Annotated in this window: 21 protein-coding genes; 7 read left to right on the top strand and 14 right to left on the bottom strand. The window is 73.1% G+C overall.

Going from position 1 to position 22,478, the window contains the following annotated elements; genetic code table 11:
* Positions 1 to 7: 7 nt before the first annotated feature.
* Positions 8 to 358, top strand: coding sequence for a DUF397 domain-containing protein (locus CRP51_RS30090; RefSeq protein WP_097230513.1), 351 nt, complete (start codon positions 8 to 10; stop codon positions 356 to 358).
* A gap of 131 nt (positions 359 to 489) precedes the next feature.
* Here the strand turns inward: CRP51_RS30090 and CRP51_RS09000 are convergent, their stop codons facing one another.
* Complete coding sequence (locus CRP51_RS09000) at positions 490 to 1,215, bottom strand: SigE family RNA polymerase sigma factor (protein WP_097230512.1); 726 nt, start codon at positions 1,213 to 1,215, stop codon at positions 490 to 492.
* A gap of 296 nt (positions 1,216 to 1,511) precedes the next feature.
* Between CRP51_RS09000 and CRP51_RS08995 the strand changes: the two genes are divergently transcribed.
* From CRP51_RS08995 to CRP51_RS08980, 4 genes are all read left to right on the top strand, one after another.
* Positions 1,512 to 2,186, top strand: coding sequence for a response regulator (locus CRP51_RS08995; RefSeq protein ID WP_097230511.1), 675 nt, complete (start codon positions 1,512 to 1,514; stop codon positions 2,184 to 2,186).
* Between the two features lie 37 nt (positions 2,187 to 2,223).
* Complete coding sequence (locus CRP51_RS08990) at positions 2,224 to 4,017, top strand: ATP-binding protein (RefSeq protein WP_097230510.1); 1,794 nt, start codon at positions 2,224 to 2,226, stop codon at positions 4,015 to 4,017.
* Positions 4,014 to 4,592 carry a hypothetical protein gene (locus tag CRP51_RS08985; protein ID WP_097230509.1) on the top strand — a complete coding sequence of 193 codons (579 nt, stop codon included), beginning with the start codon at positions 4,014 to 4,016 and terminating at the stop codon, positions 4,590 to 4,592. The genes CRP51_RS08990 and CRP51_RS08985 overlap by 4 nt, the downstream gene beginning before the upstream one ends.
* Positions 4,593 to 4,691: 99 nt before the next feature.
* Positions 4,692 to 5,423, top strand: a complete 732-nt coding sequence (locus tag CRP51_RS08980; RefSeq protein ID WP_170970474.1) for a VanZ family protein — start codon at positions 4,692 to 4,694, stop codon at positions 5,421 to 5,423.
* 106 nt (positions 5,424 to 5,529) lie between these two features.
* On the opposite strand, the gene CRP51_RS08975 is transcribed toward CRP51_RS08980, so the two are convergent.
* From CRP51_RS08975 to CRP51_RS08965, 3 genes are all read right to left on the bottom strand, one after another.
* A complete protein-coding gene (locus tag CRP51_RS08975) occupies positions 5,530 to 5,919 on the bottom strand; it encodes a hypothetical protein (RefSeq protein ID WP_097230507.1) in 390 nt (129 codons plus the stop codon).
* A gap of 164 nt (positions 5,920 to 6,083) precedes the next feature.
* A complete protein-coding gene (locus CRP51_RS08970; RefSeq protein ID WP_097230654.1) occupies positions 6,084 to 7,217 on the bottom strand; it encodes an adenosine deaminase in 1,134 nt (377 codons plus the stop codon).
* 535 nt (positions 7,218 to 7,752) lie between these two features.
* Positions 7,753 to 8,715, bottom strand: coding sequence for a LysR family transcriptional regulator (locus CRP51_RS08965; RefSeq protein WP_439333133.1), 963 nt, complete (start codon positions 8,713 to 8,715; stop codon positions 7,753 to 7,755).
* A gap of 126 nt (positions 8,716 to 8,841) precedes the next feature.
* Here CRP51_RS08965 and CRP51_RS08960 point away from each other — a divergent pair, with 126 nt between their 5' ends.
* Complete coding sequence (locus CRP51_RS08960; RefSeq protein ID WP_097230653.1) at positions 8,842 to 10,092, top strand: MFS transporter; 1,251 nt, start codon at positions 8,842 to 8,844, stop codon at positions 10,090 to 10,092.
* Between the two features lie 53 nt (positions 10,093 to 10,145).
* Here CRP51_RS08960 and CRP51_RS08955 read toward each other — a convergent pair whose 3' ends face one another.
* From CRP51_RS08955 to mgtE, 4 genes are all read right to left on the bottom strand, one after another.
* Positions 10,146 to 10,673, bottom strand: coding sequence for a hypothetical protein (locus CRP51_RS08955; protein WP_097230505.1), 528 nt, complete (start codon positions 10,671 to 10,673; stop codon positions 10,146 to 10,148).
* Positions 10,674 to 10,718: 45 nt separating this feature from the next.
* Complete coding sequence (locus CRP51_RS08950) at positions 10,719 to 11,885, bottom strand: amidohydrolase family protein (RefSeq protein ID WP_097230504.1); 1,167 nt, start codon at positions 11,883 to 11,885, stop codon at positions 10,719 to 10,721.
* Positions 11,886 to 12,068: 183 nt separating this feature from the next.
* Positions 12,069 to 12,815, bottom strand: coding sequence for an SAM-dependent methyltransferase (locus CRP51_RS08945; protein ID WP_097230503.1), 747 nt, complete (start codon positions 12,813 to 12,815; stop codon positions 12,069 to 12,071).
* A gap of 221 nt (positions 12,816 to 13,036) precedes the next feature.
* The gene (gene mgtE / locus CRP51_RS08940; protein WP_097230502.1) at positions 13,037 to 14,362 is read right to left on the bottom strand and encodes a magnesium transporter; all 1,326 of its coding nucleotides are present in this window, start codon (positions 14,360 to 14,362) and stop codon (positions 13,037 to 13,039) included.
* A 466-nt stretch (positions 14,363 to 14,828) separates the two neighbouring features.
* On the opposite strand from mgtE, the gene CRP51_RS08935 reads away from it, so the two are divergent.
* Complete coding sequence (locus CRP51_RS08935) at positions 14,829 to 15,302, top strand: carboxymuconolactone decarboxylase family protein (RefSeq protein ID WP_097230501.1); 474 nt, start codon at positions 14,829 to 14,831, stop codon at positions 15,300 to 15,302.
* 120 nt (positions 15,303 to 15,422) lie between these two features.
* Here the strand turns inward: CRP51_RS08935 and CRP51_RS08930 are convergent, their stop codons facing one another.
* The 6 genes from CRP51_RS08930 to CRP51_RS08905 all read right to left on the bottom strand — a co-directional run bounded on the left by CRP51_RS08930 (position 15,423) and on the right by CRP51_RS08905 (position 22,473).
* On the bottom strand, positions 15,423 to 16,712 hold the full coding sequence (locus CRP51_RS08930; RefSeq protein ID WP_097230500.1) for a thymidine phosphorylase: 1,290 nt from the start codon (positions 16,710 to 16,712) through the stop codon (positions 15,423 to 15,425).
* Between the two features lie 46 nt (positions 16,713 to 16,758).
* On the bottom strand, positions 16,759 to 17,169 hold the full coding sequence (locus CRP51_RS08925) for a cytidine deaminase (protein WP_212615861.1): 411 nt from the start codon (positions 17,167 to 17,169) through the stop codon (positions 16,759 to 16,761).
* A complete protein-coding gene (locus CRP51_RS29125) occupies positions 17,166 to 18,449 on the bottom strand; it encodes an ABC transporter permease (protein WP_097230498.1) in 1,284 nt (427 codons plus the stop codon). Before CRP51_RS29125 ends, CRP51_RS08925 begins: the two co-directional genes overlap by 4 nt.
* Positions 18,446 to 19,573, bottom strand: a complete 1,128-nt coding sequence (locus CRP51_RS08915; protein WP_245880458.1) for an ABC transporter permease — start codon at positions 19,571 to 19,573, stop codon at positions 18,446 to 18,448. The genes CRP51_RS29125 and CRP51_RS08915 overlap by 4 nt, the downstream gene beginning before the upstream one ends.
* Entirely contained in the window at positions 19,570 to 21,249 is a 1,680-nt protein-coding gene (locus tag CRP51_RS08910) for an ABC transporter ATP-binding protein (protein WP_097230497.1), read from the bottom strand. Before CRP51_RS08910 ends, CRP51_RS08915 begins: the two co-directional genes overlap by 4 nt.
* Positions 21,250 to 21,438: 189 nt before the next feature.
* Positions 21,439 to 22,473: a BMP family lipoprotein gene (locus CRP51_RS08905; protein ID WP_097230496.1), complete on the bottom strand. Its 1,035-nt coding sequence runs from the start codon at positions 22,471 to 22,473 to the stop codon at positions 21,439 to 21,441.
* Between the last annotated feature and the right edge of the window lie 5 nt (positions 22,474 to 22,478).

The raw sequence follows: 22,478 nt of genomic DNA, 5'->3' as shown, positions 1-22,478 counted from the left end.
AGTCCTCATGAACTGCGCGAGCACTGTGGTCCCCAACTGGCGCACCAGCACCTACACCAAGTCCGACAGCTGCGTCGAGGTCGCCGACAACGGCTCAGGGCGGGTGCGAGTGCGGGACACCAAGGCGCGCGGGAAGGGAACGGTGACCGCTCGGCGGGACGCCTGGGGCGCGTTTGTCGCGTACGCGAAGCGGGTGCCAGGCGAGGAGAGTCGAGGTCGGCCGAAGAGCCTGACGGCAGAGAAGCGGGGCCGAAACGCCCGCGAACGCACGGAACGGGGGCGCGGAGTCCGGCCAGACCCCCCGGCCGACCGAGCTCCACGCCCCCGTGTTCCCCCGTATCCCCCGATACCCCCGTGATCCCCTCCGGGCGCTCCCCCGCGCCCCTTCTCCCCCGTATCCCCCGATACCCCCGTTATCTCCCCCGTTCCCCGTTCCCCCGTTGTTCCCCCGTACCCCCGTGTTTCCCCCCGCCTCCGGTGGCCGGCCGCTTACGCGACCAGGGCCCCGAAGGACTCCTCCTCGCCGTGCCCCTGGGCCAGCACCCGGTCCTCGCGCAGTCGGCGCAGGGTGCGCCAGATGCTGCTCTTGACCGTTCCGACACTGATGTTGAGCGTGTCGGCGATCTCCGGGTCGGTCTGGCCCTCGTAGTAGCGGAGCACCAGCATGGTGCGCTGCTGCTCGGGCAGCTTGGCGAGCGCCTGCCAGAGCACCGTGCGCAACTCCGTGCCGCGCATGGGCTCCTGGTCGCCCGGCGCCTCCGGCAGTTCTTCGGTCGGGTACTCGTTGAGCTTCCGCCGCCGCCAGGCGCTGATGTGCAGGTTGGTCATGGTGCGCCGCAGGTAGCCCCCGACCGCGGCCTTGTCGCTGATCCGGTCCCAGGCACGGTAGGTGGAGAGCAACGCGCTCTGGAGCAGGTCCTCCGCCTCGTGCCTGTCCCCCGTGAGGTGGTAGGCCGTGGCGTACAGGGAGGCGCGGCGCTCGCGCACATAGGCGGTGAACTCCGCCTCGGCGACCCCCTCGCGCCGCGCGCCCCCTGTGCGGCCCCCCGTGACGCCCACCGCGGTCAGATGCGATGGACGCTGGTGCCCGGTGCCGCGACGACCCCCATGCCGAAGCGCGACACCGGACTTCTCCCCGTGCCGGACGGGAACCATCGAGGCGGTGGCGTGCGTGTCAGTCACCGCCGGGCTGGTGGTGTGGTGCATGACGCTCATCCGCTTCCCCCATCGTGAAGGTCGTCCCTGTCCGTTGCCGAATACATTGCCGGGCCAGTTTCATGACCGGGTCCCCCAACTGTCACAGCGGTGTCACAGCGCCGACGGCCGTGCCACGGGCCCCTGGACCCGCCCCTGACACGCCCCCGAGCCGCCCGTGAGTCCGCCGTGGAGTCGCCCCCGACACAAGGGTGTTGAGCGTTCAACGACCTGCGCGGCGCCGCCCGGCCGCTGTGGGGCAGGACTCAGGTCGGGACGGTCGAACTCCGAACACTTCATGGGCCACAATGAGCCGTGTGGCTTTCCTGTTGCTGATCGAGGACGACGAGGCGGTACGCACGGCCCTGGAGATGAGCCTGACCCGCCAGGGACACCGGGTGGTGACCGCGCCCACGGGCGAGGACGGCCTCCAGTCGCTGCGTGAGCAGCGTCCCGATCTGATCGTGCTCGACGTCATGCTGCCCGGCATCGACGGCTTCGAGGTGTGCCGCCGCATCCGGCGCACCGATCAGCTCCCCATCATCCTGCTGACCGCGCGCAGCGACGACATCGACGTCGTGGTCGGCCTGGAGTCCGGCGCCGACGACTACGTCGTCAAGCCGGTGCAGGGCCGGGTCCTCGACGCCCGCATCCGCGCGGTGATGCGCCGGGGCGAGCGGGAGTCCAACGACGCGGTCACGTTCGGCTCGCTGGTGATCGACCGTTCCGCGATGACGGTCACCAAGGACGGCGTCGACCTCCAGCTGACCCCGACCGAGCTGCGGCTGCTGCTGGAGCTGAGCCGCCGCCCCGGGCAGGCGCTGTCGCGGCAGCAACTGCTGCGGCTGGTCTGGGAGCACGACTACCTGGGCGACTCGCGGCTGGTCGACGCCTGCGTGCAGCGACTGCGCGCCAAGGTGGAGGACGTGCCGTCGTCGCCGAAGCTGATCCGCACGGTGCGTGGCGTGGGCTACCGGCTGGACGCACCCTGATGACCTCGCGGCGCGGGCCGCTCCGGGAGCGCGGCTGATGAGGGAAGCGCGGCGCGGGGAGGCGGACGACGCCCCCCGCCCCAGGGGACGGCTGCGCGGATGGGCGCACACCCTGTTGAGTCTCACCAGCCTGCGGCTGCGGCTGGTCACGGTCTTCGCCCTGGTCGCCCTGGTCGCCGCCGTGTCGGTCTCCGGCATCGCCTACTGGCTGAATCGCGACGCGGTGCTCACCCGTGCCCAGGACTCGGCGCTCAGCGACTTCAGCCAGTCGCTCGGCGACCGCGCCGGCGCCCTGCCCGACCAGCCGACCTGCGACGCGTTGCGGCTGATGGCCGGCAGGGTCGCCAACCGCACCTTCCACTACGAGGTGGTGCTGGAGGACTCCCGGCTCCCCGAGGGGGACTGCCGCGCGGAGTCGGACCCGACCGTCTTCACCCACGAGATGGTGCCGGACTCGCTGCGGGACGCCGTCCGGGACCGCAGGGAGGAACAGCCCGAGGACGACCAGTACCACCTGTACTGGCAGCGGATCAGCATCGACGGCGACCCCTACCTGGTCGGCGGCGCGCAGGTCATAGGCGGCGGCCCGGCCGGCTATCTGCTGGCCTCGCTGGCGCCGGAGCGCGACGACCTCAACTCCCTGGCCGTCTCGCTCGGCGTCGCCACCGCGCTCGCCGTGATCGGCTCGGTGCTGCTGGCGCAGGGCGCCGCCACCATGGTGCTGCGCCCGGTGCAGCGGCTGAGCAACGCGGCCAGACGGCTGGGCGAGGGCAAGCTGGACACCCGCCTCGCGGTGCGCGGCGCTGACGAACTCGCCGAGCTGACCAGGACGTTCAACAACGCCGCCGCCTCCCTGGAGGCCCAGGTCGAGGACCTGAGCGAACGGGAGACCTCCAGCCGCCGCTTCGTCGCCGACATGTCGCACGAGCTGCGCACCCCGATGACCGCGATCACCGCGATGACGGAGCTGCTGGAGGACGAGGTCGAGACGCTCGACCCGCGCATCGCGCCCGCCGTCCAGCTGGTGGTCAGCGAGACCCGGCGGCTGAACGACCTGGTGGAGAACCTGATGGAGGTCACCAGGTTCGACGCGGGCACGGCCAAGATGGTGCTGGACGACGTGAACATAGCCGACCAGGTCACCGCCTGCATCGACGCCCGCGCCTGGCTCGACGCGGTGCACCTGGACGCCGACCGTTCCATCACCGCGCGGGTCGACCCGCGCCGGCTGGACGTCATCCTGGCCAACCTCATCGGCAACGCCCTCAAGCACGGCGGCTCCCCGGTGCGGGTCACCGTCCGCGAGCACGCGGACGACGAGGGCGGCCGGCTGGTCAGCGTCGAGGTCGCCGACCAGGGCCCTGGGATACCGGAGGACGTGCTGCCGCACGTCTTCGACCGTTTCTACAAGGCGTCCGCCTCCCGGCCGCGCTCGGACGGCAGCGGCCTCGGGCTGTCCATCGCGATGGAGAACGCCCATCTGCACAGCGGCGACATCACCGTCCACAACGACCCGGTGGGCGGCGCCGTCTTCACGCTGCGCCTCCCCCACGACCCCGGGCTGCCCGAGGACCGCGCCGACGACCCGGACAGCGGCCAGGAGACGGCTCCGGGACGCGGCGGCGGGAGCACCGTTCCGCGCGGGAAGCCGACGACGGCACCGGCGCCGCGCCGTGCCGCACCGGGCGGCGACGCCCCGGACGGAGACGGGCACGTCTCCGGCGGGCGTGGTGCGGGCCCGAGCGGCGACGGCGGGCGCGGTGCGCGCGGTGCCGGCGAGGCGGCCGGTGTGGAGAACGACGACGGTGCGGCCGAGGAGGACCGGCGGTGAGGGGCGGAGCGAGGGGCGGCGGCGCGTTGCTCGCCGGGCTGCTGACGCTGGCGGCGACGGGATGCGGCATCCGGGAGACCGACGTCCCGGTGGACGCCGGGCCCGCGCCCACCCGGGCCTCCTGCGACGCCCCGGCCAGGGGCGAGCACCACACCGAGATCTATCTGGTCTGCGGGCAGCGCGTGGAGTCCGTCGCCCGCGTCGTGTCCACGGAGGCCACCGAGCCGTCCGACCACGCCGAGGTGGCCGTCGCGCTGCTCGGCCAGCTCCAGGCGGACCCGGAGGAGGCGGAGAAGGCCGCCGGGTTCACCAGCGCGGTCCCCGGCAACCTCCGGGTGGAACAGGTGGAGGAGGGCGAGGCGGGAAGGACCGTCCGTCTCAACCGACGCCCCAGCGAGATTCCCGAGCTGGCCCTGACGCAGATCATCTGCACCTTCGCGAACAGCGCCTCCCTGGGCGGCGCCGGCGAGACCGTCGTCCTCGGCGGACCGGCCGGCACCGACACCGACAAGCCGCACACCTACTCGTGCAGCGCCGCCATGCGCAGCCCCGAGGGCGCCCGCGGCCTCGGCTGAACGGGCCGAGGGCGGCGACCGTTCGCCGGCCGCCCGATGGGGTCCAGCTCACAGTGCCGGCGGGGAACCGGCCCCACCGGCAACCGCGTCCTGATCAGCGTGCGGCCACATCCTGCGGGCTCTGCCGAGCCGACGCCCCCCGCCGGTCACCCTCTCCCCGCGAACCCCACCGAACGTGGGGGGCGCCTCGTCCGTGTCCCCGCGCGGACCCGGCTGGTCGCCTCCGCGCTGCTGTGTTGCTATCTGCTGCTGGCCGCGTGGCTGGCGCTGCGCCCGTTGACGATGCTGTGGGTCTCGCCCGCCAACCTGGAGCCGCTCTCCACCATCCGCGCCGACCTCGCGCGCGGTCCTGAGGAGGCCGGCCGCACCCTGGCGGCGGGGCTGGTGCGGCTGGCGCCGCTCGGCGTGCTGCTGCCGCTGGTCGGCGCGCGGCTCGGCGGCGGGCGGATGCTGTCGTTGGCCCGCACCGGCTTCGTCGGCGCGATGGTCTCCATGGGCCTGGAGTGCGGCCAGACGCTCGCCCCGAGCCGGGTCGCCGACATCGACTCCGTGCTGCTCAACACCCTGGGCGTGGCCCTGACCCACCAGCTCTGCTACGGCACGCTGCGCCGGCTCGCCCGCCCGGCGGCTCCGCCGGCCGACGCGCCCCCGGAGTCCCCGACTCCGCCGGCGGCGCCCGCCCCCGAGCGGCGCCCGAGCCCCCGTCCTTCGCGCCGCGCCCCGACCCGTTGCCCGGCCGCCGGGACCCCGCTGCCCCCCGGCGCGCTCCCGCCCCCCGCGCCGCTCCCGCCGCCCACCACGGAGGCACGGGCGACCGTCCACCACCTGTAGGGGCCCGGCCGGCGGTGGGCGCGCCCGGCGGCCCGCCACGCGGAAGGCCGCGCCTCCCCGGGGTGGCGGGGAGACGCGGCCCGTTCGGTCCGTGCCGGGGCGACGGTCAGGCGAGGCCGCCCAGCGCGCCGGTCACCGGGCCGGTCGCGCCCGCGACGCCGGAGACGCTGTCCACGGCGCCCAGGGCGCCGGGGGCCAGGCCACCGATCAGGTCGGTCGTGTTGGCGAGGCCCGTGGTGTGGGTGAGGGTCTGCGTCGCCGCGCCCAGCGCGTCGTTGGTCGGGGTGGCCTCCATCAGCTGCTGGCTGACGCCACCGACCTCCTTGCCGGCCACCTGGTCCACGGTCTCCTGGACCGGGATCGAGTTCGCCACCTCGCCCGTGGCGGTCGCCAGGCCGTCGTTGAGGCTCATGGCGGAGGCGGAACCGGCGGCGGTCGCGGCGAACGCGGCGCCCAGGGCGGCCACACCGAGCGTCTTGGCGGTTGCGTGCTTCATCAGAACTTCCTTGGGGTGTGTTTCGTGAGCGGCGAGCCCGAAGGTAGCCACGGAAAACCCGCCGTGGCAATGAATCGAAAAGTGTGCCGCGACTCGAAACTCGCCCCATCGGCCGAGCGCGCGCGCCGTCCGCGCCCGCCCCGCACGGGAAGCAAACCCCCTGTTCAGGACCGCAGTTCACCACCACCATGGAACAACCATGCGGAGCGGAGCGCGGCGTACCCCGGCTTGATCACGTCATTGATCATGGCGAGACGTTCATCGAAAGGAATGAATGCGGATTTCATCGCATTGACCGTGAACCACTGGAGGTCGTCCAGCGTGTAGCCGAATGCCCGCACCAGATGGGTGAATTCGCGACTCATGCTGGTGTCGCTCATCAGGCGGTTGTCCGTGTTGACCGTGGCACGGAAGCGCAGCTCCCGGAGCAGTCCGATCGGATGTTCGGCATACGAACTGGCCGCGCCGGTCTGGAGGTTGGAGGTCGGGCACAGCTCCAGCGGCACCCGCTTGTCCCGCACATAGGCGGCCAGCCGGCCAAGCCGCACCTCGCCGTCCTCCGCGACCTCGATGTCGTCGATGATCCGCACCCCGTGCCCCAGCCGGTCCGCCCCGCACCACTGGAGCGCCTGCCAGATCGAGGGCAGCCCGAACGCCTCGCCCGCGTGGATGGTGAAGTGGTTGTTCTCCCGCTTCAGATACTCGAACGCGTCCAGGTGCCGGGTGGGCGGGAAGCCGGCCTCCGCGCCCGCGATGTCGAAGCCGACGACACCCGACTCGCGGTGCTCGTTGGCCAGTTCGGCGATCTCCAGCGAGCGCGCCGCGTGCCGCATCGCGGTCAGCAGCGCGCCGACCCGGATGCGCCGCCCGGCGGCGATCGCGCGGCGCTCGCCCTCGCGGAAGCCCTCGTTGACCGCGCGGACCACCTCGGTCAACGTCAGCCCCGCCGTGAGGTGCTGCTCCGGCGCGTAACGCACCTCGGCGTAGACCACGCCGTCCTCCGCCAGGTCCTCGACGCACTCGGCGGCGACCCTGGTCAGCGCGTCGGCGGTCTGCATCACGGCGGTGGTGTGCGCGAACGTCTCCAGATACCGTTCCAGCGAACCGGAGTCGGCGGCGGCCACGAACCAGGCACCCAACTCGGCCGGGTCCCGGGTCGGCAGCCCCTCGTACCCCTGCTCGCTCGCGAGTTCGGCGACGGTGGCGGGGCGCAGCCCGCCGTCCAGGTGATCGTGGAGCAGGACCTTGGGGGCGCGCCGGATCTGCTCCTCGGTCGGAGCCGGCGGCGAAACGGGCAACGGGACGCGGTGCGCGGCGGTGTCGGTGCGGCTGTCGTCAGAGGTCACTCCTCAACTCTACTCCTACGCGCGTAGATACTGGCCGTTGCGGCTGGGCGGGGCGACTGCGGTACCGGGTGGTGCCGTCCGTTCGTCGGGTGCGCCCCGGCGTTGCGTTGCTCGCGCAGTTCCCCGCGCCCCTTGTCGGGGCTGGCGTCCACGGCCAGGTGCGGATTCGGGTTCGGGTACGGGTACGGGTTCGGGTTCGGATTCAGGTTCGGCAGGTGGCGGCCTGTTTGGGGGCGCGGGGAACTGCGCGGTGCGTCCGTGGCAAGCCGCACACGACCACGGCGGCGCACCGGCCGGGTGGGTTGTCGGGTGCGCCCCGGCGAATGGTTGCTCGCGCAGTTCCCCGCGCCCCTTGTCGGGGCTGGCGTCCACGGCCAGGTGCGGATTCGGCAGGTGGTGGGGACACAGGCAGCAGGCCGCACACGACCACCGTGGCGCACCGGCCGGGTGGGTGGTCGGGCGCGGCCCGGCGCAGGGCTCCGCCGGGTCACCCCGGCGTCAGCGCGCCCCTGCGGCTGAGCAGAAAGCGGCGGAACGCCGCGACCGGCGGTGTCTCGGGGCGGCGCGCCATCCAGGCCACACCGATCTCCCGGACGGCGCGCGGCGCCGTGACGCTCAGGTCGCGCACCCCGGGTCTGGCCAGCGTCGCCGGCGGCAGCAGTGCCACGCCGAGCCCGGCCGCGACCAGGCCGCGCAGGGTCTCCGGCTCCTCCCCCTCGAACGCGATCCGCGGCCGGAACCCCGCCTGCGCGCACAGGTCGTCCGTCAACCGGCGCAGCCCGTAGCCGGGCTCCAGCGTGACGAACGACTCCTCCGCCGTCTCCGCGAGGCGGACCCGGCGGCGGCCGGCCAGCCGGTGGTCGGCGGGGACCACCAGGTAGAGGCGTTGTTCGTCGAGTCGCCTGGTGACCAGGTCGGGCGCGTCGGGCACCGGGGAGGTGAGGCAAAGGTCCAGCTCGCCGGAGCGCATCCGTTCGATCATGTCCTCGCCGTAGCTCTGCACCAGCGCGAACCGCACCCCGGGGTGGGTCTCCCGGAACGCGCGGATCAGCGCGGGCATCGTCTCCGGGCCCATGGTGTGCAGAAAGCCGAAGGCGACCTTGCCGACGCCGGGGTCGGCGTCGGCCCGCGCGGTCTCGGCCGCCCTGGCCACCTCGGCCAGCGCGCGTTCCACGGAGCGGGCGAACGCGCGGCCCACCGGCGTCAGCGAGACCGTCCGCCCGTGTCTGGCCAGCAGCGCGACGCCGAGGTCGGCCTCCAGCCGGGCGACGGCCCGGCTGAGCGTGGGCTGGGGAACGCCCAACTCCTCGGCCGCGCGGGTGAAGTGCTCGTGCCGGGCCACCCCCGCGAACTGCGCCAGCCGGGGCGCCAGCAGCGCCGCCGGCGCGTCCGCCGTCAGCTCGGTCGCCTCGGCGGGCGGGCCGTCGTCCCCGGACGTGGCGACCGTCACCTTCGTATCTTCTGCGTGGCGAGACGATGACATGCCGACCCCTGTCCTGCGGTCATACGGAAATGCATGATCAGGGCCAGCTTCTCGCATTGGACGTAATAAATCGACCGCCGTACGTTCGTGGACATGCCCCTCGATACCAGGGCTCCCGCCACCGTGGGAGCCTCAGCTCCGCCGTTCGTTCACCCGCAACGCAGCCGGATCAACCTGGCGCTCTTCGCCATCGGCATGGCGACCTTCGCGATGCTGTTCTCGACTCAGGCCCTGCTGCCGGACATCGCCGCCGCCTACGCCGTCTCCCCCGACCAGGCCAGCTGGACCGTCTCGGCCGCCACCATCGGCCTGGCCCTGGCCGTGCTGCCGCTCTCCACGCTCTCCGAACGGTTCGGCCGCGTCCGGCTGATGACCCTCTCGGTCGCGACCGCCGTCGCCCTCGCGCTGCTGCTGCCGCTGGCGCCCGACCTCGGCACCCTGGTCGTGCTGCGCGCCCTCCAGGGCGCGGCGATCGCCGGCATCCCGGCGTCGGCCGTCGCCTATCTCTCCGAGGAGCTGGACCCGAAGGCGACCGTGGGCGCGATCGGGCTGTTCATCGCGGGCAACAGCGTCGGCGGCATGTCCGGCCGCGTGCTCACCGGCTGGGTCGCCGAGGGCGCCGGCTGGCGCGCGGCGCTGGCCGCCGTCGCCGCGCTCGCCGTCGTCGCCGCGCTGGTCTACCGGCTGCTGCTGCCGAAGGCGCGGTTCTTCACGCCGTCCTCGCTGCGCCCCCGGCTGGTGCTCGACTCGCTCGCCGGCCATCTGCGCCGGCCGCTGCTGCTGCGGCTCTACGCGATCGGGCTGCTGCTGATGGCGGCGTTCAGCGCGGTGTACACGGTGATCGGCTTCCGGCTGGTCGAGGAGCCGTTCGGGCTCTCGGCCGGGCTCGCCGGCTCGATCTTCGTCATCTATCTCGTCGGCACCGCCTCCTCCGCGGTCTCCGGCCCGCTGCTCGGCCGCCTCGGCCGGCGCGGCGCCCTGTACGCGGCGATCGGCACCACCGTCGTCGGACTGCTGCTGACCGCCTCCACCTCGCTGGCGGCCGTGCTCACCGGGCTGGTGCTGATCACCGGCGGCTTCTTCTTCGGCCACGCCATCGCCTCCGGCTCGGTCAGCCGGGTCGCCACCCACGGCAAGGCCCACGCGTCGGCGCTCTACCAGGTCGCGTACTACCTCGGCGCGAGCCTCGGCGGAACGCTGGGCGCGGCCGTGTACCACCGGGCCGACTGGTCGGGGCTGGTGGCCTTCGCCCTGCTGGCGCTGGTCGCCACGGCGGTGATCACCCTCTACGCCACGGCGCGCGCCCGCACCCGGGCCCGTCTGGAGGCGGGGCTCGCGGCCTGACCCGCACCTCCCCGGGGGCGGCGGTCGGGGCCGCCCCCGGGGTTCGCGCTTCCTCATGTCGCGTCGACGACCCTTCCGTCCCGGAGCACCAACTCGGTGATCTGCCCGTCCTCGTAGAAGCGCCGATAGCCGACGAACTGGCCGCACCCCGCGGGCCCCGGCGTCCCGTCCGCGCGGTGGTGACGGGAGCCGTAGTACTCGGGGCTGGCGTGGGAGGCGAGCCGGTCGACCAGCCGGCCGACGTCCTCGAAGTCGTCCGGGTGCAGCGACTGGCGCGTCGTCAGCGCCCATCCGGGGCGCGGCCTCTCCCGCCGGGCCAACGCCGAGACGGCCGCTCCCCCGATGCGGTGGGCCGCGTCCCGCTGAGCCAGCAACGGAAAGTCCTCCCGCGCTATCTCGCCCCGCTCGTCCCGCACCGGCTCGCCGTTCTCGTCGAGCATCTCGCGGGGGAAGTCCGGAATCAGGGAGAGCCGCTCGGGCCTCGGCCCCAGCCCGAGATGCCAGCGCAGCTCGGTGATCTCGTCCTCCGCCAGGTCGTCCCGCAGCTCAAGGGTGAGGAAGAAGTCGTACGCGTCAGCCATGTTCCGGAGGCTAACCGGGACCACTGACAGTCGGCCGCCGCTCGCTCACCCCAGCGGTCGCGCACTGCCGCGCACGCGGTGGCCGGACCGCCAGACGGCGCGGACGCGGGAGGCGAGGGCGGGGGTCGCCAGGGTGGTGCCGTCCAGCAGTACCAGGTCGGCGCGTTTGCCAGGGGCGATCTCGCCCCGGTCGTCGGTGAGTTGGAGGAGCCGCGCAGCGTCCAGGGTGGCGGCGCGCAGGGCGCCGGCCGCGCCGAGGCCGGCCTCGGCGAGGTGGTGGATCTCGCGCAGCGCCTCCGCGTAGGGGCGCACCGGCGCGTCGGTGCCCATCGCGACGGGGACGCCGGCCGCCAGCGCGAGTCGGACGGCGCGGCGGTGGGCGGCGGCGTGCTCGGTCGGCTCGCCGTGGGAGGTCGAGAGGGTGGGGACGAACCAGGTGCCCGCCTCGGCCATCGCCTCGGCGGCGGATTCGTCGAGGAAGGTGCCGTGTTCCACGCTGCGCGCGCCGGCGCGGGCGGCCTGCTCGGCGGCGCGCGCCCCGTGCGCGTGCACCATGACGTGCCGCCCGCCCTGCCGCTGGGCCTCGTCGACGAGGGAGCGCAGCTCGGCGTCGGTCAGTTGAACGTCGTGAACGCCACGGCCGAGCGCCAGCGAACCCGTCGCCGTCACCTTGATCCAGTCCGCCCCGGCGCGCACCATCCGGCGCACGACGGCGCGCGCCTGGTCGGGGCCGTCGAAGACCGGGTCCGGCAGCGACGGGTCGCCCGCGCCGTCGACCGGGCCGTACCGGGGCGACCAGTGGTCACCGATGCCGCCCGTGGTGCAGACCTGCCGCAGCGAGACCAGCACCTCGGGGCCCTCGAACCAGCCCTCGCGCAGGGCGAGTCGAAGCCCCGCGTCCGCTCCCCAGGCGTCGCGGACGGTGGTGACGCCCTGGTCGAGCAGGGTCCGCAGCGCGGGCACCGCCGAGAGGGGGCGCGTGGAACGGGGCAGCCGCCCCGGGTCGCCCAGCGAGGCGCCGAGGCAGACGTGGACGTGGCAGTCGACGAACCCCGGCAGCAGCAGCCCGCCGGCGCAGTCCACCTCGCTGTCGCCGTCGAGCCCCGCGCCGACGGCGAGGACACGGGCGCCCTCCAGCACCACGTCGGCGCGTTCGGCGCGGCCGGAGGCGGGGTCGAAGACCGTCCCGCCGGTGAGCAGCACGCGGGTCATCGCGGCGTTCCCCTCTCTGTCACGGTCGTTTCCCACCACGGTCCTTCCCGCCACGGGCCGCGTCCGGCACGGGCCGCGTCCGGCACGGTCCTTCCCGCCACGGGCCGCGTCCGGCTCCCGGGCACGGCGCCCTCGCCGGGCGCGGGACGGCGGTGCTCGGGTACGGGACGGCGGTGCTCGGCGTCAGCGGCGCATCAGCGCGAAGACCCCCCAGCCGAGGTACGGACGCACGTAGCGGGCGTGCCGCACCGGCCCCTCGCGGAGGGAGGCGCGCAGCTCGTCGGCCAGTTCGTCGTCCGGGTGGCCGTCGAGCCAGCGCCGCACGGTGAGCCACTGCGCCCCGTGGTAGCGGTCCCAGCCCTCCTCGTCTGCCAGCACCATCTCGACGACGTCGTATCCGAGTTCGGCGAACTGTTCGAGCAGGCCGGGCAGCGAGCGGCAGTCGTCCCTGGCGCTCAGGTAGCAGCCCTCGACCGTGCGCTGGTCCGGGGGCTCCCGGCGCCAGTACGGCTCGCCGACCAGCATCAGTCCGCCGGGCCTCAGGCTGCGTTGGAGCAGCTCGACCGTGCCGGCGACGCCGCCGCCGATCCAGGTGGCGCCGACGCAGGCGGCGAGGTCGACGGGCGTGTCGGCGACATGGCCCGACGCGTCGCCGTGGACGAGACGTACCCGGTCGGCGACGCCCAACTCGAAGGCGCGGGCGCGGGCGTTGGCGAGGAAGACGGTGCTGATGTCCACGCCGACCCCGCTGATCCGGTGGTCCCGGGCCCAGGTGCAGAGCAGCTCGCCGGAGCCGCAGGCCAGATCGAGCACCCGGGAGTCGGGCGCCAGGCGCAGTGCCCTGCCGAGGGTGGCCAGCTTCTCCTCGGTGAGCGGGTTGTGGACGCGGTGCTGGCTCTCGGTGATGGCGATGCTACGCGGCAGGTCCACGCGGGGGTTTCCTTACGTCGGATGCGGTCTCGATGGCTCCGGAGGGCGGTCGGCCCCGGCCGACCGCGTCGGTGTGGACCCGCGACACGCGTGCTCCCTCCGGGTGGTTCGCCTCGCCGACGGGGAGGGACGTTAGGCCGGTGAGGGCCCGCGCGTCCAGGGGTTTTCCCGGGGCCGAGCCGGCCCCGGGAGAACGAGCCCGGGAGAACGGGCCGGGGTGCTCAGATCCCGAGGAGCACCTTGGCCGTGCTGAAGTAGATGACCAGCCCGGTGGCGTCGACCAGGGTGGTGACCATGGGCGCGGAGACCACCGCCGGGTCGATGCGGAGCTTCTTGGCCAGCAGCGGCATCATGCCGCCGACGGTGGAGGCCCAGGCGCAGATGACGATGAGGGTGAGGCCGACGACGGCCGCGATGTCGGCGGCGACGAAGAACGTGCCGACGAGGAAGCCGACCACCGCGAGCATCGCCCCGAGCAGCAGCCCGGTGCGGCACTCGCGCCAGATCACCCGCAGCAGGTCGGAGGTGCGGACCTCGCCGACGGCCAGCGCGCGGACGGCCGCCGTGGCGGCCTGGGCGCCGGCGTTGCCGCCCGTGCCGATCAACAGCGGGACGAACAGCGCGAGTTGGGTGACCTCCTCCAACTCGCCCTCGTAGAGGCGGGTCACGGAGACCGTGAGGGTGGCCGCGACCAGCAGCAGCATCAGCCACATCATGCGGATGCGGGAGAGCCGGAAGACGCTGGCCGACATGTAGTGGCGTTCCAACGGCTCCGAGCCGGCCTGGCGGGCGACGTCCTCGGTGTCCGCGGCCTCGATGACCTCGAACGCGTCGTCGCTGGTGAGGAGGCCGACGAGCCGGTCCTCGCTGTCGACGACCGGGAGGTCGAGGACATTGGTCTCGCGCATCAGCCGGGCCGCGTCCTCGGCCAGCTCGGTGGCCCTGGCCATGGGCGGCTCGGTGACGACCAGGTCGTGGACCATGGCGCCGGGCTCGCTGAGGACCAGCTCCCGCAGCTCGACGATGCCGGTCAGCCGGCGGCCCCGGTCGACGACGGGGAGGGTGTAGATGGTCTCGGCGTTCCCGCCCCTGCGGCGCACCACCTCCAGGGCCTGGCCGACCGTCAGGTCCTGTTGCAGCGCGACCGTCTCGGGCGTCATGAAGCGGCCGACCGAGCCCTCGGGGTAGCCCAGGAGCGCGGCGGTCATCTGCCGTTCGTGGGCGCTGAGTCCGGCGAGGACCCGCTTGGCGACCTTGGCGGGCGCCTCCTTGAGCATCCGCGCCCGGTCGTCGGGGTCCATGTGCTCGACCAGGTCGCGGAACGCCTGGTCGCGCAGGCCCTGGAGGATCTCCTGCTGGTCGACCGGGTCCAGCTCCTCGAAAACCTCAAGGGCGCGGTCCTTGTCCAGCAGGCGGAAGGTGACGACCGACTGCACGGCGTCCATGCGGGCGATCTCGTCCGCGATGGCGTAGGGCGGCTGGGTCTCCAGCCACTCCAGGGCACCGGCCAGGTCCTGCTCGTCGAGGAGCATGGGAAGGTGCGTCATGACGGGGGAACCCCCTGGGGGCGAAGGGCGGCCACGGACATCCGGTGTGCGCGCACACGCCCGGCGCCCCAGGCGGACTCGCTACCTGGGTCGAAGAGCGTGGCGCGGTGGATGACTGGGAGGTTCACTGCGCATCGCAGCATCACCTCCCGCCGTCTCGTTCCTTCGGTGCCACCGCAAAGCGTACTAGCCACAGCGGCCGATCATGCCAAGGAATCCGGCATAACGGACGGCGCGCGCGCGACGATCAGGCAAAGCGCCGGGGTCCCCGCCCCGTCAACGGGCGCGGGCGCGCGCCGGGGTGTGCGAGGGGCGCGCGGACAACGAGGGGGCGCGCGATCGACCGCGCGCCACAGCCCGAGACGTGGGTCACAGCGGAGGACGTCACATCGCCGTGTCTCGCGGCGTCATACGTGTGTAGGCGTCGACAGCGACGGCAGCGAAGAGGCGGCGAAGGAGCCCCGTGATGAAGGCACGCATCAACGTCCAGGAGAGCAAGCTGGCCGGCAAGGTGGTCCGGCAGCTGGTCGGAGCGGCCCAGGCGGTGAACGAGTCGGGACTCTCCCCGGTGACACAGGAGTTGGTGAAGATCCGCGTCAGCCAGATCAACGGCTGCGGCTTCTGCGTCGACATGCATACCAAGGAGGCGGGGGCGGCCGGCGAGACCGACGCGCGGATGCACATGATCGCGGTCTGGCGCGAGGCCACGGTCTTCAGCGACGCGGAGCGGGCCGCGCTGGCGCTGGCCGAGGAGGGCACCCGGATCGCGGACGCGGCGGGCGGCGTCCCCGACGCCGTCTGGGAGGAGGCGGCGCGTCACTTCACCGAGGACGAGCTGACGGCGCTCACCTCACTGATCGCCGTGATGTCCGCGTTCAACAGGCTCAACGTGATCATTCAGCAGCCGGCCGGCGACTACCAGCCGGGGCAGTTCGGCTGAGCCGCCCCGCTCCCGGCCTTCCCGCTTCCGGCCGGGTCCGAGCCCTGATCGGCGACGCCGCGGGAGGCGACGCCGGCCGCGCGGGGGGCGCGGCCGGCGTCGTACCCGGGTTAGGTCGGCTCAGGAGACGCGGTCCAGCACGGTGGGGGGCGGGGGCGCCAGCGTGGCGGCCTCCTCGGCGGGGACGACGCTGACGACGTCGCCGGTCAGCGCCTCCAGCGCGGCCTCGAAGCGCTCGGGAGTGTCGGTGTGCAGGGTCAGCAGCGGGGCGCCCTCGGCGACCGACTCGCCCGGCTTGGCGTGGAGTTCGACGCCGGCGGCGGCCTGGACGCTCTCCTCCTTGCGGGCCCGGCCCGCGCCCAGCCGCCAGGCGGCCAGGCCGACCGCGTAGGCGTCGAGCCGCGCCAGCACCCCGCCGGCCGGGGCGGTCACCACATGGCGCTCGCGCGCCCGGGGCAGCGGCGCGTCCGGGTCGCCGCCCTGGGCGGCGATCATGCGCCGCCAGTGGTCCATCGCCGAGCCGTCGGCCAGCGCCCGCGCCGGGTCGGCGTCCGGCAGCCCGGCCGCGTCCAGCATCTCCCTGGCCAGCGCCAGCGTCAGGTCCACCACGTCACGCGGCCCGCCGCCCGCCAGCACCTCGACGGACTCCCGCACCTCCAGCGCGTTGCCGGCGGTGCGGCCCAGCGGCGTCGACATGTCGGTGAGCAGCGCCACCGTCCGCACCCCGTGGTCGGTGCCGAGGCCCACCATGGTCTCGGCCAGCGCCCGCGCGTCGTCGAGGGTCTTCATGAAGGCGCCGGAGCCGACCTTGACGTCGAGCACCAGCGAGCCGGTGCCCTCGGCGATCTTCTTGGACATGATCGAGGAGGCGATCAGCGGCAGCGACTCCACGGTGCCCGTGACGTCCCGCAGCGCGTACAGCTTCCGGTCGGCCGGCGCCAGCCCGTCCCCCGCCGCGCAGATCACGGCGCCCACCTCGTCGAGGACGCGCAGCATCTCGGCGTTGTCCAGGGAGGCCCGCCAGCCGGGGATCGACTCCAGCTTGTCGAGCGTGCCACCGGTGTGGCCGAGCCCCCGGCCCGAGAGCTGGGGCACCGCCGCGCCGCAGGCGGCGACCAGCGGGGCCAGCGGCAGTGTGATCTTGTCGCCGACGCCGCCCGTCGAGTGCTTGTCCGCGGTGGGGCGGGAGAGCGAGCCGAAGTCCATCCGCTCCCCCGAGGCGATCATCGCCGCCGTCCACCGGGCGATCTCCCGGCGTTCCATCCCGTTCAGCAGGATGGCCATGGCCAGCGCCGACATCTGCTCGTCGGCGACCTCCCCGGCGGTGTAGGCGGCCACCACCCAGTCGATCTGGGCGTCGCTGAGCGCCCCGCCGTCGCGTTTGGTGCGGATGATCGAGATGACGTCCATGTCAGGTGCGCGTCCGTGCTCGTGAGGGTGCGGTTACGGGAAGGGGTCAGGCGGTGCGTTCGGCCCGGTCGTCGAAGTCCCAGGCCAGCGGCAGCAGTTCGCCCAGCGGGCGGGGGCCTTCCGGCAGGTCGACCAGCAGCGTCGGGCCGCCGTGCTCCATCAGCAACTGGCGGCAGCGCCCGCAGGGGGTGATCAGCGCGCCCGCGCCGTCGCAGCAGGTGAAGTGGGTCAGCCGCCCGCCGCCCGTGGCGTGCAGCGCGGAGACCAGGCCGCACTCGGCGCACAGGCCTAGGCCGTAGGAGGCGTTCTCCACGTTGCAGCCGACGACGGTCCTGCCGTCGTCGACCAGGGCGGCGGCGCCCACCGGGTACTTCGAGTAGGGGGCGTAGGCCCGGGACATCGCGTCCCGGGCCGCCGCGCGCAGCGCCGCCCAGTCGGGCGTGGATGCGGTCGTCACGTGTCCTGTCCTCGTCGATACGGTTTGCCTACCGCCCGTGGGGTGCGCAACCGTTGCGCGAAGAGCGTCAGCACCAGCAGGGTCGTCAGGTACGGGCTGGCGGTGACCAGTTCCAGCGGCATGGTGTCGGTGGCCTGGTACCAGGCCCACAGCAGCACGGCCGTGCCGGCCAGCGCCGCGGCCACCACCCGTCGGCCCCTGAGGTACTGCCAGACCGCGAGGCCGAGCAGCACCAGGGCGAAGAGCAGCAGCGTCGCGTGGACCACCGCGCCGCCGCCCCGGGTCTGGAGCGCGTCCATGAAGCCGAAGAGGCCGGCGCCGGCGGCGACCCCGCCCGGACGCCAGTTGCCGAAGATCATGGTGGCCAGACCGAGGTAGCCGCGCCCGCCGGTCTGCCCGTCCTGGTACATCCGGATCAGCACCGCGAGGTAGGCGCCGCCCAGCCCCGCCAGCGCGCCGGAGACGATCAGCGCCACGTACTTGTACAGGTAGACGTTGACCCCGAGCGACTCCGTGGCCTGCGGGTTCTCACCGCAGGAACGCAGCCGCAGCCCGAACGAGGTGCGCCACAGCAGCAGATAGGTGCCGACGAAGAGCAGCACGGCCAGCACCGTCAGCCAGGACACGTTGTGCACCAGCGCGCGCAGCACGCCCGCCGCGTCCGAGACCAGGAACCACCGCTGCCCGGCCAGGTCGCCCAGCCAGTCGGAGAGCCCCGGCACGCTGAACGGCTCGATGCGGTCCATCGGCGGGGACTGCTTGTCGTTGCCGCCGGCCTCGGCGGCGGCGCTGCCCTCGTTGCCGAACCACTGCTTGGCCAGGAACTGCACGACGCCCAGCGCCAGGATGTTGATCGCCACACCGGAGACGATGTGGTCGACGCCGAAGGTGACGGTGGCCAGCGCGTGCACCAGACCACCGAGGGCGCCGCCCACGATGCCGGCGGCCACGGCCGCCCAGGGCCCGTGCTGCCAGCCGATCCAGCCGGCGGCGAAGAGGCCGAGCATCATCATGCCCTCAAGGCCGATGTTGATCACGCCGGAGCGTTCGGCCCACAGCCCGCCGAGGCCGGCGAGGCCGATCGGCACGGCGAAGGTCATCGCCGAGACCCACTGGTCGGTCGCGGTGAGGCTGTTCTCCTCGGTGATCACGCGAACCAGCGAGAGCAGGAAGAGCGCGCCGGCGACCAGCAGCAGCGCCTTCGGATAGGTCAGGCCGCGCCGCTTCTGGCCGGGGGCACCCGGGCGGAACCGTTCGGCGAGGGTGGTCAGGGCGGTCACGCGGACACCTCCGCCTGGTCGTTGTCGCTCTTGCGGGCCCGGGCGAGCTTCTCGCCGACCAGGCGCTGCTGGCGGCGGACGCCCCAGCGGCGGACCAGCTCGTAGGCGACGACCACGGAGAGCACGATGATGCCCTGCATCACCCCGACGATCTCCTGGTCGAAGCCCTCGAACTCCAGCTGGGTGCCCGTCCGCTCCAGGAACGCCCAGAGCAGCGCGGCGAAGCCCATGCCGATCGCGTGGTTGCGGCCGAGCAGCGCGATGGCGATGCCGGTGAAGCCGAGGCCCTCGGGGAAGTCGTTGCCGTAGTTGCCCGACTCGTTGAGCAGCGTCGGCATCCCCACCAGGCCGGCGACCGCGCCGGACAGCAGCATCGCGGTGACCACGGTCCGGGTCACGCTGACGCCGCTGGCCTCGGCGGCCGACTCGGAACGGCCCACGGCCCGCAGGTCGAAGCCGAAGCGGGTGCGGCTGAGCACGAACCAGTAGGCGGCGCCGATCAGCACCGCGAGCAGCACCGTGCCGTGGATCGGCTGGACGCTGGTGGCGAACTCGAAGAAGTGGCTCGACCCGGGGATGTCCGGGGTGTGCACGATGTTGCCCTCGCGCTCGGCGAGCCGTCCCTCCTTGAGGAAGTAGGCGATCAGCGAGCCGGCGATGAAGTTCAGCATGATGGTGGTAATCACCTCGCTGACGCCCCTGGTCGCCTTGAGGTAGCCGGCGATGCCGGCCCAGATGCCGCCGCAGACCATCGCGACCAGCAGGATCACCGGGATCTGCACGAAGCCCGGCAGGCTCAGCGCCCCGCCGACCACGGCGGCGAAGAACGCGGCGACCCGGTACTGGCCGTCGACCCCGATGTTGAAGAGGTTCATCCGGAAGCCGATGGCCACGGCCACCGCCGACAGGTAGTACGGGATCGCCTTGTTGAGGATCCAGACCTGGCTGTCGCTCTTGATGCCGAAGTCGAACATCACGGAGAAGGCGGTGAACGGGTTGTCGCCCGTCACCACCATCACCAGCGAGGTGATGGCCATCGCGGTGACCAGCGCCAGCAGCGGCGCGGCACCGCCCAACACCAGCTTCTCGCGGCGCTCCTCGGTCAGAAAGCCGCCCGCCTTCACCGGGCACCTCCCTCGGCGTCGTTCCCGTCGGGGGTCCCGGACCCGTCGGCCGGGGTGTCGGTCTCGGTGGATTCGGAGCCGTCGGCGGGCTCGGCGGGCTCGGCCGTGAGATGGCCGCTGGCCGTGCCGGTCATCGCGGTGCCCAGCTCCTCGGGGGTGATGGTCGCCGGATCGGCGTCCGCGACCAGCCGGCCCCGGTACATCACGCGCAGGCTGTCGGAGAGACCGATCAGCTCGTCCAGGTCGGCGGAGATCAGCAGCACCGCCAGCCCTTCGTGCCGGGCGCGGCGGATCTCGTCCCAGATCTGCGCCTGCGCGCCGACGTCCACGCCCCGGGTGGGGTGCGCGGCGATCAGCACCTTCGGCTGGTGGCTCATCTCCCGGCCGACGATCAGCTTCTGCTGGTTGCCGCCGGAGAGCGAGCCGGCCGTGACCTCGATGCCCGGGGTCCGCACGTCGTACTCCTCGACGATGCGCCGGGTGTCGGCCTTGGCCTGGCCACCGGTCAGCCAGGGGCCCCGGGAGTTGGGGGGCTCGGTGACATGGCCCAGCATCCGGTTCTCCCAGAGCGGGGCGTCCAGCAGCAACGCGTGCCGGTGCCGGTCCTCCGGGACGTAGCCGATGCCGGCCTCGCGGCGGTGCCGGGTCGAGGCGGTGGAGATCTCGGCGCCGTCCAGGGTGACCGAACCGCCGTCCGGGGTGCGGATGCCCATCACGGCCTCGACCAGCTCGGCCTGGCCGTTGCCCTCCACGCCGGCGATGCCCAGAACCTCGCCGCGGTGGATGGTGAAGTCGATGTCGGCCAGCACCTCGCGGCGCAGCCCGTCCGAGTCGGTGCCCGACAGGTGCAGCCCGGAGACCGTGAGCATCGGCTCGTCGGTGACCGTGGACTCCCTGGTGGCCGGCGTCGGCAGCTCGCTGCCGACCATCAGCTCGGCCAACTGCTTCGGGTTGGTCTCGGCCGGCAGCACGCTGCCCACCGTGGTGCCGCGCCGGATCACCGTGATCGCGTCGGCGACCGACAGCACCTCGCCCAGCTTGTGCGAGATGAACAGCACGGTCAGGCCCTCGTCGGTGAGGCCCCGCAGGTTGTGGAAGAGCGCGTCCACCTCCTGCGGCACCAGCACGGCCGTCGGCTCGTCCAGGATCAGGGTGCGGGCGCCCCGGTAGAGGACCTTGAGGATCTCCACGCGCTGCCGGTCGGCGACGCCGATGTCCTCGACGAGCGCGTCGGGGCGGACGTTCAGCCCGTAGGTGTCGGAGAGTTCGGCGATCCTGCGCCGGGCGCGCGCGCCGATGCCGTGCGCCTTCTCGGCGCCGAGCACCACGTTCTCCAGCACGGTCAGGTTGTCCGCCAGCATGAAGTGCTGGTGGACCATGCCGATTCCGCGCGCGATGGCCTCGGCCGGGCCCTTGAACGAGACCTGCTCCCCGTCGATGGCGATGGTGCCCTCGTCGGGACGCTGCATCCCGTAAAGGATCTTCATCAGCGTGGACTTGCCGGCGCCGTTCTCCCCGACCAGGGCGTGCACGGTGCCGCGCTGGACGGTGATGTCGATGTCGTGGTTGGCGACCACGCCGGGGAAGCGTTTGGTGATGCCGCGCAGGGCCACCGCGGGGACGTCGGGGGTGCCGGCGTCCCCGGCGGCCGGGGGCGGGCTGCTGGAGGCTGGGATGACGCACTCTCCTCGGGAGAAGGAGCGGGGCCCCGTGCGGGGTCGAGCGGGAAGGGTGGGGCAGACGGTACCGCGTGGGGGTGAACCGGGCTCAGTGGGGCCCGTTCACCCGCCGCGCGCTGCCGGAACCCGCCGGCGCCCGCGCCGTCCGCCCCGGCGCGGGGCGGTGGCGCGGGCGCCGGCGTGGTGTCACGGGGTGTCGTTGACGGTGGTCTCGCCGTCGACGATCCGCTGGGTGGCGGCGTCGATCTCGTCCTGGATGTCGTCGATGAACCCGCCGGAGGTGGACAGCTCGACGCCGTCCTCGGCCAGCGTGTACTCGTGGACACCGGACGGGGCCTCGCCGTTGTGGACGGCGGTGATCAGGTCCTCGACGGCCACGTCGACCCGCTTGACGCCGGAGGTCAGGATCGAGTCCTTGTACTCGGCGAGGCCGGGCTGCTGGTACTGGTCGGAGTCGACGCCGATCGCCCAGGCGCCCTCGACGGCGGCGACCTGCTCGACCGAGCCGCTGCCGGAGGAGCCGGCCGCGGTGTAGATGACGTCGACGTCGCGGCCGAGCATGGCGTTGGCCTTCTCGCTGGCCTTCGCCGGGTCGGCGAAGCCGCGGTCGTCGTCGGCGTAGAGGTAGTCGACGTCGACCTCGATGTCCGGGTTGGTCTCGGTGGCGCCCTGGACGAAGCCGGCCTCGAACTTCTGGATCAGCGGGTTGTTCACCCCGCCGATGAAGCCGACCCGGCCGGTCTCGCTCTTGAGGGCGGCGGCGACGCCGGCGAGGTAGGAGACCTCGTGCTCGGCGAAGACCATGCCGTAGACGTTGTCGCCCTCGGGGGCGGCGTCCACCACGCCGAACGTGGTGTCCGGGAAGTCGGCGGCGACCTGCTGGATCGAGTCGCCGTAGAGGTAGCCGACGCCGATGACCGGGTTGTAGCCCTCGTTGGCCAGCGCGGTCAGGCGCTGCACGCGGTCGGCGTTGGTCTCGCCGCTGCGCGCGGTCTGGAACTCGGGGGTGATGCCCAGCTCCTCGCCCGCGCGGTCGGCGCCGGTCGCGGCCGACTCGTTGAACGAGTGGTCGTCGCGACCGCCCACGTCGAAGGCGATGCCGGGGCCCTTGTCCCCTTCGTTGTCATTGGACTCGGTCGAGCTCTCCCCACAGGCGCTGGCCGTCAGGGCCAGCGTCGCGGCGATGGCGACCGTTGCTGCGAACCTCGATACGCGGCGCAAGAGGA

The organism is Streptomyces zhaozhouensis (assembly GCF_900230195.1).
Lineage (GTDB): Bacteria > Actinomycetota > Actinomycetes > Streptomycetales > Streptomycetaceae > Streptomyces > Streptomyces zhaozhouensis.
The sequence above is the reverse complement of the archived record's forward strand: the minus strand, read 5'-3'. Positions and strand labels throughout refer to the sequence as shown.